Raw genomic sequence first — 13,658 nt, forward strand, 5'->3', positions numbered from 1 at the left:
GATGATCAATGTATCTCTAACGTCAACATTTTCTAGCCTTCGAGTGCTAGGGCTATCACTGGTTCTTTTCTGTCACAACGCTATGGCTACGGATGCTCTCGTTCACCAAGCTAAAATCGAAAATACCCAGCAAAAATCACATAACGTTCAACGTGAAAAAGGTTTTAAGCAGACTGAACAAACATTCCAACAACAGAAAAATGAGTTGTTGGCTAAACGTAAGCAACTCCAAGCTGAAACGGATAAATTATCAACCCAGTTTAGTGCGAATGAAAACCGATTGGCAAAATTGGAAGAAACATTACGTCTGGATGCAGGTAGCCTAGGTGAGCTGTTTGGTGTTGTCAGGCAATCGGCAAAGGATTTAAAACGAGAACTTGATTCGTCTATCACTCAAGCGGACGCAGCGAGATATTCGCAAACCATTACCGATATTGTGGATGCTCAATCACTACCATCAATGACTCAATTGACTGGGCTGTGGTTAAGCATGGTCGAACAGATCCGTGCCAGTGGCGAACTTGGACAAACAAGCATTACCTATATTAATGGTGACGGGGAACGTTCAGAAGTCGCGGCAGCACGATTAGGTGTATTTGGTCTGATAGGCGAACAAGGTTACATGAATTGGAATGGCAAGCGTCAAACCGCCACTCACTACTTAAAACAGCCAGACAATGGACCGACACTTTCGACTGTTTCAACTCTTCGAGATGGTGGTATTCAATATATCGTTGTTGATCCATCACGTGGCGTAATGCTCGAACAATTGGCGAATACTCCAAGCTTTAAAGACCGCATTCAAGCGGGTGGTGTGGTTGGCAAAATCATTTTAGGTCTACTTGGAGTCGGTTTGATTATCGCTCTGTATCGTGGTGTCGCATTACTCATCGCACAACAAAAAATTAAGCGACAACTGAAGAACCCAACACAAGCTGGAGATAACCCACTAGGTCGAATTCTAGCCGTATACGATGGTGAGCAAAATCGTAGTGTTGAAGCGCTAGAACTTAGATTGCTAGAAGCCGTTGTTGATGAGCAGCAAGGGTTAGAGACGGGTTTATCAATGCTGAAACTATTGGCGGCTTTAGCACCAATGCTTGGTCTGCTAGGTACAGTAACAGGCATGATTGAGACGTTCCAAGTGATTACTCAGTTTGGTAACGGCGATCCAAAGGTGATGGCAGGTGGCATTTCAATGGCACTGATCACGACCGTACTTGGTCTGGTTGCTGCAATGCCACTGTTGCTTGCACATAACGTATTGAGCTCTCAGGCAGAGAACATACGCACTATTTTAGAGAAGCAAGGAATTGGCTTAGTGGCTGAACAAGCTGAAAAAACAAACCCTCAAGCTCCGATTGCTCACTCTGTTGGAAATGCAGCGTAATGAATGGCTTTGTAATTCCTGAGTTTATCCAGAACCACGATTGGGTACTTGCTCTGTCTCATTTTATGGAACAGGGCGGGCAGATCCTATGGTGGTTAGCGGCAGTCGTTGGAATTTGTTGGTTACTAGTGATTGAGAGAGTGATTTACCTCGCGTTCTATTTCCCTAAGCAACGAAAAGCACTTCAAAAACAATGGTCGCAAAGGGAAGACCATCACTCGTGGCATGCTCATGCAATACGAGATGGCTGGGTGTCTCAAGCGCATATCGCACTCAATCAGAATCTGAATATGATCAAACTCTTGGTGGCGATCTGCCCCATGCTTGGTTTGCTTGGAACTGTGACGGGTATGATTTCAGTATTTGATGTAATGGCGACTCAAGGCAGTAGTAACCCAAAATTGATGGCGTCAGGTATCTCACTCGCGACATTGCCGACAATGGCTGGAATGGTCGCTGCATTAGCGGGAATGTTTGTACATGCGCGTTTGGCAAAGGTCTGCAACTTGTCTGAATTGAAATTAGAAAAATCTTTAAGGAGTCAGAAATGAGGCTCGGTAGACGTCACGTAAAAAATGAAGAAGCACAAATCGATCTGACTTCTATGTTAGATATCGTCTTTATCATGCTGATCTTTTTTATTGTGACAAGCTCATTTGTTAGAGAGTCGGGGGTTGACGTTAATCGCCCGCAAGCTTCAAACGTGACCAGTCAGAAAGAGGCCGGAATTTTTGTCGCCATCACCTCTGCGAACGATATTTATATTGATAAACGACTGGTGGACGCTGAACGAGTAGAAGCAACACTGGAACACTTATTATTAGAACAACCTGAAGCGTCGTTGGTGATCCAAGCGGATGAACATGCGTATAACGGCACGGTAGTCAAAGTGATGGATGCTGCAAAAGGTGCTGGCGTGAAGAGTATCGCGTTGGCGGCGGAGAAGCTCTAATGCTACGTTTACTCATGGCGTTGCCGTTTGCGGTAGCGATTTCGATTGGGCTATTCACCTTTATGGCTTGGATGGTAGACAGCGGTCACCAACGGACACCGGAGCAAGCTGAAACGCTCAGTTTTAATATGTTGATGATAGAACAAGAAGAAGCGTTACAGCGTAGAAAGCGAAGTGTGCCAGAGCAGCCTAAAGCGCCAGAAATGCCGCCTAAATCAGCAATGAATCAGGCTAAAGCAGAGGCCACCGTTAGTAATCCGAAATTGTCACTGCCAGATTTAGGACTTAACACCGTCGCCAATGGATTAGCGATCAATATGCCGACATTTGGTGATTTTGGATCCAATCAAAAAGCGATGCCACTGTACCGAGTGGAGCCACGTTATCCAGAAAAAGCAAAAAAACGTAAGGTGGAAGGTTTTGTTGAGATGGAATTTACTATCGACAAAACAGGCCGACCTACGGGCATAAAAATCACGAGTGCTAAACCTGCACGAATGTTTGATCGTTCAGCAAGGAGAGCGCTTAGGAAGTGGAAGTATCAACCTAAAATTGTTGATGGTCAATCTGTTGAGCAGTTAGGACAGACCGTTAGAATAGAATTTAAAATGGATAAATAATGAAACGAGTATTTAAGCTTTTTCTTACTGCATTTTGGGTTCAGTTTTTGGTTGTACCGATGGGGATTTCTGCGGAACTCAGTCAGTACACTGCAAATCGCGTACAGCGAGCGCATCAACTCCAGCAAGATGAAAAACTATCGGAAGCGATTGGTACTCTAAATGATTTAGAGATCAATCGAGATTACGATAAAGCGTTTGTAGCGCGGATGCTGGGAGTGTTCTATTGGCAAAATGAGCAAGAGGAACTGGCGATTGAACAGCTCACGTTCGCGGTAAACAGCCAGTTACTTGAAGACGCTCAAGCGTGGGTCACTAGGCGTATGCTTGCTGATATTTTATTGAGTCAACAGCACTTTGAGAAAGCAATTTCCCATTATTATGAATTATTGAAAACACGACCAGATGACAAAAAAGGCGCGGAGTTGTGGCTGCGAGTTGCACAGAGTTATTACCAGTTATCTCAATGGGAAAGGGTGCTGGTTTCAATTAGTAAGTTTGATCGCAGCAATCGAGTTAACGCCCATACAGGAGCTCTTTCAGACAACAAAGATACGAATGCTGACACTAATGAACTGACGGATAAGTTTTCATCTCTATCATTAAAACTCGGAGCGCAGATGCAACTTAAGCGTTGGAAGGATGCGATTCCAACCTTAGAGCAACTCATCCATTTACAGCCTAATAAAGTGAGCTGGTGGAGACAGCTTGTTGGGCTTCAACTTAAATTGAACAAAACGGATTCAGCGTTAGATTCGCTGGCGTTAGCTAAATTGCAAGGCGTTGCGTTGTCACAACAAGATCTGATTTTATTGTCTCAACTCTATTCGAAAAGAGGCGTACCGGAACGCGCTGCTCAAATATTGAGTGAACTGGCTGATGCAGAATCAGATGTCACCTTGCTGAGTCAACAGGCCGCTTATTGGCAACAAGCAAAAGAGTGGCAACATGCGATTTCTACGTGGTCGCTTGCGGCTAAGCTTGAGCCTAAATATCACTGGCAAGTTGCACAATTATTGGTGCAAGAGGGACACTATCAGCGTGCATTAACGGAGTTAGATAAAGTCACTGAAAAGGAGCGAAAAGCTGATGTAGCGCTGGCGAAAGTGCGTGTTTATTACAAATTGAATAAGCTCGACAAAGCGTTAGCCAATGCAAAGAGAGCGGATAATATTGAACCTTCCAGTGAAGCAAAAAATTGGATGAAATATCTGACTCAGTTGAGAGTGGTATCGGATTCAAAATCCTCCTAGTTTATTTCGTCCTGTCTAGCTTGGTTCTGTTTTCTTAGCTTTATTTGACGTCCAGATTTAAAAGAACTTGAGTACTAAATCCCAATCTCCATAGACCCTATAACAATCCCCATAGTCTCTGATTATGGGGATTTTTTATTTTGTCTTACTAGGGGCAATCTCATTAGGTAGGTCACACTAGTGTAAGTGAACGTAAATAATGTAAATTGAATGCCAATGAAAACCATTATCAATTACATTGCGGTCCATCCTATTTATATCAGTTAACCATTCATGTTGTTAAAAAGAAAAGGCGTTCAAATCTGGGCCCGTCGATTACATATCTATATTTCAATGGCCTTATTGTTGATTGTACTGTTTTTTTCAGTAACCGGAATCACGCTGAATCGACCAGAATGGTTTGAAAGTAGTCAGCCAAATATCAAGCAGCAGACGGCGATCATCCCCAATGAAATACTAAAAGCCTCACATGATGGTTATGAGCCAAATGAAGATGAGTTAATCGACTTTTTAACATCAAATTTGGGGTTACATGGTTCGCCATCAAACTTAGATGTGTTTACGAGTGTTGAAGCAGGGGAGCTAATTGAAGGAGAAGCGTCTCTCGATTTTAAAGGACCTGGGTACAACGCTAGCGTTTACATTGATCTGTTGACGGGTGAGGCGGAAATAGAGTCAACAAATTATGGAGTTGTCGCCCTGCTCAATGACCTACATAAAGGCCGTAATAGCGGAGAAGTTTGGAAGTGGTTTATCGACATTACTGCACTGCTGATGATCTTCTTTGTATTAACTGGGGTTTGTCTGCTGCTGCCAAAGAAGAAGACATTGAACACCTCACTTAAATGGACTGCATTTGGATCGATTATCACGTTAAGCATCTTCTATCTTGCCGTCCCTTAATCTGATTGCTGTTCTCGCTATTCATTGATGTTTAGCGTCGCAGGCAATGTAGTAAAAACCATTAATCCAACGATTGAGAAACTCATGAAACATAACAGGCGAACACTCGCATGGGCAAAACCAGTACTTGTTATTGCGGCATTAATTTTACCCATATTCACTCATGCAGCATCAGGCGATGGAGTGACAGAACAACTGGTTCATGAAAGCGCAAAAGTGGATATCCGTTTACAAATTCCGACCATTAAGACCACGACATATGCTCGACCATACGTTGCAGTTTGGATTGAAAATGATCAAAGAAAATCAGTAAAAACGGTTCAACTTTGGGTCGGTAAAGACGAATGGCTGAAAGACTTACGCAGTTGGTGGAGAAAGGTAGGGCGTTACGATAAATCGCTTGTTGATGCAGTGACATCGGCCACTCGTCCTGCTGGTGATTATCGATTTGTATGGGACGGTACTAACGACGCCGGACAGAAGGTCGCGCAAGGTAATTACACCTTCCACATTGAAGTCGTGCGCGAGCATGGTGGGCGGAACTATCTACGTCAGAAATTAGAACTGGGGAATAGCGCGAATTCATACCAAATCCAGCCAACAGAAGAGACTGGGTTAATCGACATTCATTATCGGCCTCAGTAGGAACCTATAACTAAGAAACCTATAAATAAGAAGCCTGGAAATAAAAACAAAAACCAACAGTCATTAATTTAAATAAACCTCAATTTATGGATTTAATCAGAATGAAAACTACGAAACTGAAAGTTGCCCTACTTGCCAGTGTGATGGCGGTTGGTATGGCCGCCGCAACGACAGCTAACGCGCACCCACGTTGGGTTTTACCGTCACACTTTACCGTGTCAAAAGAGGGAGGCGACTGGCTAACGTTTGACGTGACCGCGTCTCATGGCACTTTTGTGTTTGATAAACCTGCGGGCAGCGAGTCGGCACAAGTCGTCATGCCAGACGGTAGAAAAGAGCGCCCTAACTTTGTCATTAGAGGAAAACGCCGTTCAATTTTCGATTTCTATTTTGAAGAGCAAGGCACGCATAAAGTTCAGATCAATAACACCCCGACTTATTACACTCAATACAAAGCTGGCCGTCGAGACACGGTTAAGTGGCTTAAAGCAAGCAAAGCGGAACGTGATCAATTGCTGCCAGAGAAAGCTCGTGACGTGAGTACACAGCTTAGCTTTACTCGTGCAGAAAGTTACATCACCGTAGGAAAGCCAAGTTCTTCTGTATTTGAAATTGAAGGCAAGCTACTTGAGATGAAACCCATTACTCATCCCGCTGACATCGTGGCTGGTGAAGACGTTGAATTTCAATTTTTCTATAACGGTCAACCTCAAATTGGCGTCGTCGCTGAGATCACTCGCGAAGGAACGCTTTACCGCAATCATCAGGAACAGATTGACGTGACCAGTGATGAACAAGGGCGCATTACATTCAACCCTAATGTTGCAGGTCGATACGTAATGAAAGCGAATTACAAAGGTGAGTTGATCGATAATGTGATGGCTGAAAAAGCGAGTACCAATGTCCATTTAACCTTTGAAGCTCTATTGCCGTAAGTCTAACCCACTCTATTTACAAATAAAGGATTAGTGGTCATGCATTAATCCTTGTTTAGTTCTCATCACCGAAAAGATCTTTATGAAAAAAAATTGCTCTCTGATTGGCGCGTTCATTGCGTTATGTTTCTCATCTTCTGCTTTTGCGCACTTTCCGTTAATGAGTTGCTGGTTAGAAGCAGATTACGTGCTTTGTGAAGCGGGCTATAGCGATGGAAGCAAGGCTGTAGATTATAACGTTGATATGTTCGACTACGACGATAATTTAATTGCTAAAGCGACCACCGATAAACGCTCAATTGCACAATTTAGTCACCCACAAACCGATTTCTACTTAGTGTTTGATTCGGGCCATGAAAACCCAGTAGAGGTTGATGTCGTTGAGATTTCACAAAAATGATAGTGCAAACCGTTAAATCGAATACTGGCAGCAGTGAAGGTCGTTGGGTTGGAGGCATCATTGCAGTAATTTTGCTTGTTGCAACGATCGCAATTCCATTTCATCAACAATCCAGTAAACAGTATGGCTTAGAGTCACATCAAATCTCGGTGAAGGACTTACATCAAGATGATCTTGCGATGATTGCTGAATTACGCCTTGCGTTTGAAGAGATCAAAGATTTACGGCTTGATGCTGTATCGATTAACAACGAGCAGCTAAGTAATCGCGAACAGCCGCTAAATAGTAGTGAACAACATCAAGGTAATCGTGATCTATCAAACGCCTCTAGCAGAAAAGTGCTCGCATTTTCGCCATCGGTCAGAGAATTAGAAGAAAACTGGATTGCACCATTTGTGCACGATAAAAGCTGGGTAAGGAAAGGTGAACACCATTGGTCGAATCTAGGCAATGGATTCTATTTCGGGCGAAGAGTAGCAAGTGATGGCGCTGCCAATGTTGTTCTCAATACTCAACTTTCAAGCCCTGATATATGGCTAGCGAATGAAGCCTCTTTACTTGATATTGACGGCTCGATCAGTTTACAAATTTTACTCGATAAACGCTGGAAACAAGTTGCGTTTACCGTATCCACAGAAACACATTAAGAGTGCTAATGATGAACCAATCACTTTACCGTCGCGTCCTGATATTGATAGCAGGGCTGTGTTCAGTCATTAATGCAAATGCTGCCACTGAAACTGATATACAAAATCTAGCTATATCTGAAAAACAAGCTGTATCTCAAAAACTAACCATCGGTATCACACTTCAGCCTTATTACAGCTATGTAAAAGCCGTTGTTGGTGACAGAGCAACGATTCTTCCTTTGGTTGATGCAGGGTTCAATCCACATAATTACTTGCCACAACCTAATGACTTGCGCCGACTCGCGCAGATGGATGTCATCGTAATTAATGGTATCGGACATGATGATTTTGCTCTTAAAGTCATCGATGCTGCCAATCGAACCGATCTTGTGGTGTTGAAAGCAAACCAAGACGTGCCGTTACTGCCTGCGATGGGACAATCTGTCGGTAAAGGTGCGGTAAACCCACATACTTTTGTAGGCCTGTCGACCACCATTCAGAAGGTGTACACCATCGCCAGTGAGCTATCGAAAATCGATCCTGAGAACGCAAGCTTCTATCGTAAAAATGCACGTAAATACGCAAAGATGTTCCGCTTGATGAAGCGCGAAGCAATGTTATCACTTGGAGAGCTTGATACGGCTGGAATGAAAGTGGCCACAACACACAATGCATACGGCTATATCCTACAGGAATTTGGTGTGGATGTTGAAGCAGTGATTGAGCCTGCTCACGGCGTAGAACCGAGTGCTAGCCAGCTACAAGATACGATCGAAAAGATCAAAGCATCCGATATCGATGTGCTTTTCTATGAATTGAATATGCCAAATCGTTTTGTCGATACCATTGAGCAGGCGACTGGGGTTCAACTCTATCGTTTTTCCCATATGACCCATGGGCCGTATGAAGACGACAAAGTCGAAGTCGAAATGAAAAAGAACTTACAAACATTAATTGAAGCGATGAAGTTTGCGGCTGCGAGAGATAAATCATGATGCAGGATCTCAATGCTAAAAAATACCCATCTCAAGGGCCAAAGATTGAACTCAAACAGGTTGGATTAAGTTATGACGATAATGTGATCTTAGAGCAGATTAATTTGTCACTTGATGCAGGAAAGAGTCATGTAATCATGGGCCCGAATGGCGGAGGTAAGACATCTCTATTACGTTCGATTTTGGGTTTTACGCCTTTTAAAGGACACATTGATATCCAGTGGCCAGAGCAAATTGGCAAGATAGGTTACGTGCCACAAAAAGCGATGTTTGAATCAAGTCTGCCATTAACGGTGATGGATTTCATTCTGCTTAATCAAACTCGTTCGCCACTGTTTTGGAAGCGTAACCGAAAGCATACCGCACATGCACTAGAGCAGTTAGATCGCGTTGGAATGGCGGGTCGAGCAGATCGCCGAATGGGGCAGCTTTCCGGTGGAGAACAGCAGCGCGTTTTGTTCGCCCAAGCGTTGCTCGATGATCCGCAATTATTAGTTTTAGATGAACCAACCACAGGGATGGACGAGCAGGGGGTTCGCTACCTAGAGTCTTTGATTCATGAATATGTGGCGGATGGGAAAACCGTGCTTGCAGTACATCATGATGTCTCAGCAGTAAGACGTTTAGAAGCGCAAGTTCATGTGGTGAATCGATACTTGGTCGATAGTGGAAGTTATCAAGAGGTACTGCAACCTGAAAAGATTGAGCGATTGTTTAATCATTACAGCGCCCCTGAAATAGCAATACCTTCAGATGATTCAAAAACGACGAACCAAAAAGAGGTGGCGTAATGGAGTGGTTACGACAACTTGCACAAATGGCTGTTGAAAATGGTTGGCTCAGTAACAGTTTTTCGTATGCATTCATGGTTAATGCAGTGGTTGCTGCATTCTTGTTAGGGCCATTATTAGGTGGTTTGGGCACGTTGGTGATTGCAAAGCGTTTAGCCTTTTTCTCTGAAGCGGTGGGCCATGCGGCTTTAACGGGTATTGCGCTTGGAGTATTGCTTGGAGAGCCCGCCGAAAATCCTATTATAGGTCTGTTTAGTTTTTGTATGATTTTTGCCTTGTTACTTCACTTTGTCCGTAATCGTACCAACGTGCCATATGACACATTAGTCGGCGTCTTTCTTGCCTTAGCTCTGGCTGTGGGTGCCGCTTTATTAATGTATGTCGCAAGGAAGATTAATATACATATGTTAGAGAACGTGCTGTTTGGCTCTATTCTAACCGTGACGGATCAAGACATTATTGTCCTTGCGATATGCTGCTTGGTGATCACTCTACTGCTCATCCCAACCTTTAACCGAATCTTGTTGACCTGCATCAGCCCTGATATTGCAAGAGTGCGTGGTTATAACACGAATTTTTATGACTACTTGTTCGTGATAATGATTACGCTAGTGACGATCGCATCAGTAAAAATTGTTGGAGCGGTATTAGTTGGCGCTCTGCTGCTTATTCCAGGCGCAACGGCTCGTTTACTTACAAAAAGAATGGGGAGCTTTGTTCTATTGTCCGGAGGTTTAGCAACAATCGCTTGCGTTGTCGGTACTGTATTACCAATGGAACTTGAATTGCCTGTCCCTTCTGGAGCATCGATTATTATCGTCTCGGCAAGCTTCTTTTTAAGTGCAACTGTCTACCGAATAGCGAAAAAGGCGTAATGATGAAACGTAAAATGATTGGGGCAATCACTACGAGTTTGGCTCTGATGAGTGCATTACTAAGCCCAAACCTCCTTGCTGCCGATATTCTCACAGCAACTCCCGTTACTTATATGCTTGCAACAGAGTTAACTAAAGATACCAGCATAACCACCACATACTTGCCACCTAAGCGTTATGGGATAGAGAGGCTACCCAATTGGTTCGCTGGGAAAGGGCAAGATCAAGTACTACAGCAGGCGAAACCCGCCAGTGTCGCCATCACTCTTAGTGCTATTTGGCGACAAGAACCATTGTTTAAATTGGCTCGTCAAGGGAACATCCGTCTCGTTGAAATCGATGCATCGCAAGCCATCTCCCCAAGGTCTCAAGGCGTAGCCGCGTTAACCTTGCCCGATGGAGAGGTATCTAAATATTCGTGGTTAAACCCAACTAACTTGAATCGAATGTCCGCAATCGTAAGTGATGACCTCAAACGATTATGGCCAGAAAAAGCGAACCAAATAGAGAAGAATCATCAACAATTTATGTTATCGGTGAGGCACCTTATTAATGCCCAACAAAAGACATTAATTGATTCGGAGATTGATTCAGTTCTTTTACTTTCATCGTCACTCGAAGATTTTGCTTCAGGTAATCAACTGTTTGTCGTCGATCGTTTAACGAAAGCCGAGTTGGAATGGACTAAAGCTGAGGAGCAAATAATAGAGCGCAGCATCAAAGAGGATCCGAACTTATGGATATTAACCTCTTCCAAACCATCAAAAAAACTGCGGAAGTTGGTGCCAGATAACCGTATTTTGCAGATTGATACTGTTGATCGTTGGGGGCGTGCCGGAATTAGCGTCGAAAATCCATTGGAGCGGTGGATGATACCAACCACACATTAGTCACAGGAAATTCTTTGTTTGTGAATGTGACATTATGGTTGTCTAACTTCGATTTAAACGTGAGGTCGCTCTTTTTCAAAGTATTGACTGAATATTTATGAGAGTTAAATCACATTTGATATTGCTCTAACACGATGATTTGAATGATAAATGGTCAAGTTGGCGATGATTTCAGCAAACGATCAAAAACTGTGAATTTATGCTTGCACGGATAGGGAACAGTCGCTATTATCTATCTCGTTCCCAAGGGAAAGCCCGCTTAGCTCAGTTGGTTAGAGTACTTGCATGACATGCAAGGTGTCACTGGTTCGAGTCCAGTAGCGGGCACCAAATTCGACGAAATAGCCCACCTAGTGTGGGCTTTTTTGTGCCTGTAATTCCTTGTTTTATCAGATGCTTAGCTAACTGTTGTGGTTTGCTTTGCGGATCAATTTAGTCTCAAACATTGTTTATTTCCAATCAGCTGGTCGAAATTGCGCGATACTCATCACAATTACTAATGCTTTTCTAATACTTAATCGTCATATGCAACCAACCGATATATTATCAAGTCTAATTGATATATGGGTTGGTTTATGTCGATAAATACTTCTTTTTACAACAAAAACGCTGTTCAGCTAGCCACAAAATATGACTCTTTAGCATTTGAAAATGTTCACGGTTCGTGGTCTATGTATTGGCCTTGTAGAGATGCAAAGGTTCTTGATATCGGTGCAGGCTCAGGGCGTGATGCTAGATGGTTTGCAAAGCAAGGTTGCTCGGTTATAGCCGTTGAACCAGCAAGTGAATTTCGTCAATTAGGAACCTCAAACTCCTCTTCTCAAATTCAGTGGTTAGATGATTCATTACCTGCTTTAGCCAACACAAGAAACGTATGTCAGCAATATAATTTGATTTTGGTTTCAGCAGTATGGATGCACTTAAATTCAATGGAACGTGAAGAGTCGCTTGTCGTACTGTCTGAACTTCTTTCTGATAATGGAAAACTGATTATCACATTGCGCCATGGTGGTTTTGATGATGGACGCAATGCTTACAACGTTTCTGTCGAACAGCTAGAGAAATTAAGTATAGTTTCAAGACTGGCTGTATGTCATGTAGCTAAAGGCGCAGATTCTTTGAATAGAAGGAATGTTTCTTGGCAAACCGTGGTGTTAGAACACGCAAGCGCTAATAATGATAAGGGCAGTTGATGGCATTAGAATACTATTTAGAGTGCTTTCAAAACCTGAAAATGAACAGTGCTGGCGGCAAAAAAAGTCCTCATAAAGTGTGTATGCTGCTTGCTGTTATGGACTTGATTCAAGCAGGGCACATAGCAACCAACAAGATCTGTTTGAATCAAATTCTTAAAGATCAGTTCACTCATCATTTTGATAATCTAGCCCAGAGTAAAGATAAAAACACACCCGAAAATCCTTTCTTTCATTTAAGAAGTGAAGGCTTTTGGTATCTTTCTTACCATGACGGTTACGATCAAGCCTCAACCAGTCGCTATTCAGCAAAAGCAGTCTCTTATGCGTATATTGACGATGAACTGTTTAGCTATATGAAAAGTTATATTGTTTCTAATGAGCTAAAAGAGGGACTTGTCTCGAATCTATCGGATTTAGCGACGCTATATCATCAGTGGTTGATTGATATTGGAAAGTCTGAAAAAACAGCGAGTAATTATCTTGGAGCGATAAGAGGTTCGATATCTAATTGGTTGATGGAGGAGGGTGAATTAGAAGTGCCACTCACTGATGTCAATTCATATCGTAAATTTGTCAGTTATGAAGAGAAGGCAAGAAAACTGGAACAGTTTCAAATTCGTGATTCTAGAGGGAAGGGGATGTATAGCGCCGCTTTATCCCACTATCACAAGTTTTTAGCTGATTTATCCCAAGTTGACGTTAATGCAGATATCAAGCAGGTTATGACTGATAAGACTCTGTCTGAAACCGAAAAGACCATCTTGGTTAATACAAGGGTCGGGCAAGGACATTTCAGATCCAAACTGATTCAAATGTGGGGTGGTTGTGCCGTTACAGGCTATCGTAATACTCAGTTGTTATTGGCATCACACATTAAACCTTGGCGAGACTCTAACAACGAGGAACGCTTAGACAGGTTCAACGGTTTATTGCTTCTAGCCAACCTAGATAAAGCCTTTGATCTTGGTTTCATCTCCTTTGATGATCACGGAAAGGTTCTCATCTCTAGTTACTTGGAATCGCCAGATGTGATTGGTTTAAAAGAGGATATGTCGTTCAATATCATGCCAGATCACAAGCCATACCTTAGATATCATCGAGGGGAGCTATTTAAAGGGCTTTAATTAGTTGATTCAATACTTTGTGCTGACTGGCACATAAATCTCGGTCATTAACCTCTATAA

The 13,658-nt window shown here is 42.9% G+C and carries 16 protein-coding genes and 1 tRNA gene; all 17 read left to right on the forward strand.

Going from position 1 to position 13,658, the window contains the following annotated elements; translation table 11 throughout:
• Nucleotide 1 precedes the first annotated feature (1 nt).
• The 17 genes from OCV39_RS07020 to OCV39_RS07100 all read left to right on the forward strand — a co-directional run bounded on the left by OCV39_RS07020 (nt 2) and on the right by OCV39_RS07100 (nt 13,598).
• Nucleotides 2–1,390 carry a MotA/TolQ/ExbB proton channel family protein gene (locus tag OCV39_RS07020; RefSeq protein ID WP_390903239.1) on the forward strand — a complete coding sequence of 463 codons (1,389 nt, stop codon included), beginning with the start codon at nt 2–4 and terminating at the stop codon, nt 1,388–1,390.
• On the forward strand, nt 1,390–1,941 hold the full coding sequence (locus tag OCV39_RS07025; RefSeq protein WP_261889406.1) for a MotA/TolQ/ExbB proton channel family protein: 552 nt from the start codon (nt 1,390–1,392) through the stop codon (nt 1,939–1,941). Before OCV39_RS07020 ends, OCV39_RS07025 begins: the two co-directional genes overlap by 1 nt.
• Entirely contained in the window at nt 1,938–2,342 is a 405-nt protein-coding gene (locus tag OCV39_RS07030) for an ExbD/TolR family protein (protein WP_017052261.1), read from the forward strand. The genes OCV39_RS07025 and OCV39_RS07030 overlap by 4 nt, the downstream gene beginning before the upstream one ends.
• Nucleotides 2,342–2,962 carry an energy transducer TonB gene (locus OCV39_RS07035; protein ID WP_261889407.1) on the forward strand — a complete coding sequence of 207 codons (621 nt, stop codon included), beginning with the start codon at nt 2,342–2,344 and terminating at the stop codon, nt 2,960–2,962. Before OCV39_RS07030 ends, OCV39_RS07035 begins: the two co-directional genes overlap by 1 nt.
• Complete coding sequence (locus OCV39_RS07040) at nt 2,962–4,215, forward strand: tetratricopeptide repeat protein (RefSeq protein ID WP_261889408.1); 1,254 nt, start codon at nt 2,962–2,964, stop codon at nt 4,213–4,215. The genes OCV39_RS07035 and OCV39_RS07040 overlap by 1 nt, the downstream gene beginning before the upstream one ends.
• Nucleotides 4,216–4,488: 273 nt before the next feature.
• Nucleotides 4,489–5,118 carry a PepSY-associated TM helix domain-containing protein gene (locus OCV39_RS07045; RefSeq protein ID WP_171756689.1) on the forward strand — a complete coding sequence of 210 codons (630 nt, stop codon included), beginning with the start codon at nt 4,489–4,491 and terminating at the stop codon, nt 5,116–5,118.
• 84 nt (nt 5,119–5,202) lie between these two features.
• Entirely contained in the window at nt 5,203–5,763 is a 561-nt protein-coding gene (locus tag OCV39_RS07050; RefSeq protein ID WP_261889409.1) for a DUF2271 domain-containing protein, read from the forward strand.
• Between the two features lie 101 nt (nt 5,764–5,864).
• Complete coding sequence (locus OCV39_RS07055; protein WP_261889410.1) at nt 5,865–6,698, forward strand: DUF4198 domain-containing protein; 834 nt, start codon at nt 5,865–5,867, stop codon at nt 6,696–6,698.
• An 82-nt stretch (nt 6,699–6,780) separates the two neighbouring features.
• Nucleotides 6,781–7,098 carry a hypothetical protein gene (locus tag OCV39_RS07060; protein WP_136994578.1) on the forward strand — a complete coding sequence of 106 codons (318 nt, stop codon included), beginning with the start codon at nt 6,781–6,783 and terminating at the stop codon, nt 7,096–7,098.
• Nucleotides 7,095–7,745: a DUF6162 family protein gene (locus OCV39_RS07065; RefSeq protein WP_261889411.1), complete on the forward strand. Its 651-nt coding sequence runs from the start codon at nt 7,095–7,097 to the stop codon at nt 7,743–7,745. The genes OCV39_RS07060 and OCV39_RS07065 overlap by 4 nt, the downstream gene beginning before the upstream one ends.
• 8 nt (nt 7,746–7,753) lie before the next feature.
• Entirely contained in the window at nt 7,754–8,722 is a 969-nt protein-coding gene (locus tag OCV39_RS07070; protein ID WP_261889412.1) for a metal ABC transporter solute-binding protein, Zn/Mn family, read from the forward strand.
• Nucleotides 8,719–9,513 carry a metal ABC transporter ATP-binding protein gene (locus tag OCV39_RS07075; RefSeq protein WP_261889413.1) on the forward strand — a complete coding sequence of 265 codons (795 nt, stop codon included), beginning with the start codon at nt 8,719–8,721 and terminating at the stop codon, nt 9,511–9,513. The genes OCV39_RS07070 and OCV39_RS07075 overlap by 4 nt, the downstream gene beginning before the upstream one ends.
• Complete coding sequence (locus tag OCV39_RS07080) at nt 9,513–10,388, forward strand: metal ABC transporter permease (RefSeq protein ID WP_113795655.1); 876 nt, start codon at nt 9,513–9,515, stop codon at nt 10,386–10,388. Before OCV39_RS07075 ends, OCV39_RS07080 begins: the two co-directional genes overlap by 1 nt.
• 2 nt (nt 10,389–10,390) lie before the next feature.
• Nucleotides 10,391–11,278, forward strand: a complete 888-nt coding sequence (locus tag OCV39_RS07085; RefSeq protein WP_261889488.1) for a metal ABC transporter substrate-binding protein — start codon at nt 10,391–10,393, stop codon at nt 11,276–11,278.
• A 253-nt stretch (nt 11,279–11,531) separates the two neighbouring features.
• Nucleotides 11,532–11,608 (forward strand) — tRNA-Val (locus OCV39_RS07090).
• A 245-nt stretch (nt 11,609–11,853) separates the two neighbouring features.
• Nucleotides 11,854–12,471, forward strand: coding sequence for a class I SAM-dependent methyltransferase (locus tag OCV39_RS07095; RefSeq protein ID WP_261889414.1), 618 nt, complete (start codon nt 11,854–11,856; stop codon nt 12,469–12,471).
• Complete coding sequence (locus OCV39_RS07100) at nt 12,471–13,598, forward strand: HNH endonuclease (RefSeq protein ID WP_261889415.1); 1,128 nt, start codon at nt 12,471–12,473, stop codon at nt 13,596–13,598. Before OCV39_RS07095 ends, OCV39_RS07100 begins: the two co-directional genes overlap by 1 nt.
• The last annotated feature ends 60 nt before the right edge of the window (nt 13,599–13,658 follow it).

This window comes from Vibrio cortegadensis (assembly GCF_024347395.1).
Taxonomy (GTDB): Bacteria; Pseudomonadota; Gammaproteobacteria; order Enterobacterales; family Vibrionaceae; genus Vibrio; species Vibrio cortegadensis.

Coding starts and splice junctions, on each gene's coding strand:
- OCV39_RS07055 (WP_261889410.1), top strand. CDS start 5,865: ATGAAAACTACGAAACTGAAAGTTGCCCTACTTGCCAGTGTGATGGCG.
- OCV39_RS07080 (WP_113795655.1), top strand. CDS start 9,513: ATGGAGTGGTTACGACAACTTGCACAAATGGCTGTTGAAAATGGTTGG.
- OCV39_RS07060 (WP_136994578.1), top strand. CDS start 6,781: ATGAAAAAAAATTGCTCTCTGATTGGCGCGTTCATTGCGTTATGTTTC.
- OCV39_RS07065 (WP_261889411.1), top strand. CDS start 7,095: ATGATAGTGCAAACCGTTAAATCGAATACTGGCAGCAGTGAAGGTCGT.
- OCV39_RS07100 (WP_261889415.1), top strand. CDS start 12,471: ATGGCATTAGAATACTATTTAGAGTGCTTTCAAAACCTGAAAATGAAC.
- OCV39_RS07035 (WP_261889407.1), top strand. CDS start 2,342: ATGCTACGTTTACTCATGGCGTTGCCGTTTGCGGTAGCGATTTCGATT.
- OCV39_RS07075 (WP_261889413.1), top strand. CDS start 8,719: ATGATGCAGGATCTCAATGCTAAAAAATACCCATCTCAAGGGCCAAAG.
- OCV39_RS07095 (WP_261889414.1), top strand. CDS start 11,854: ATGTCGATAAATACTTCTTTTTACAACAAAAACGCTGTTCAGCTAGCC.
- OCV39_RS07025 (WP_261889406.1), top strand. CDS start 1,390: ATGAATGGCTTTGTAATTCCTGAGTTTATCCAGAACCACGATTGGGTA.
- OCV39_RS07040 (WP_261889408.1), top strand. CDS start 2,962: ATGAAACGAGTATTTAAGCTTTTTCTTACTGCATTTTGGGTTCAGTTT.
- OCV39_RS07020 (WP_390903239.1), top strand. CDS start 2: ATGATCAATGTATCTCTAACGTCAACATTTTCTAGCCTTCGAGTGCTA.
- OCV39_RS07045 (WP_171756689.1), top strand. CDS start 4,489: ATGTTGTTAAAAAGAAAAGGCGTTCAAATCTGGGCCCGTCGATTACAT.
- OCV39_RS07030 (WP_017052261.1), top strand. CDS start 1,938: ATGAGGCTCGGTAGACGTCACGTAAAAAATGAAGAAGCACAAATCGAT.
- OCV39_RS07070 (WP_261889412.1), top strand. CDS start 7,754: ATGATGAACCAATCACTTTACCGTCGCGTCCTGATATTGATAGCAGGG.
- OCV39_RS07050 (WP_261889409.1), top strand. CDS start 5,203: ATGAAACATAACAGGCGAACACTCGCATGGGCAAAACCAGTACTTGTT.
- OCV39_RS07085 (WP_261889488.1), top strand. CDS start 10,391: ATGAAACGTAAAATGATTGGGGCAATCACTACGAGTTTGGCTCTGATG.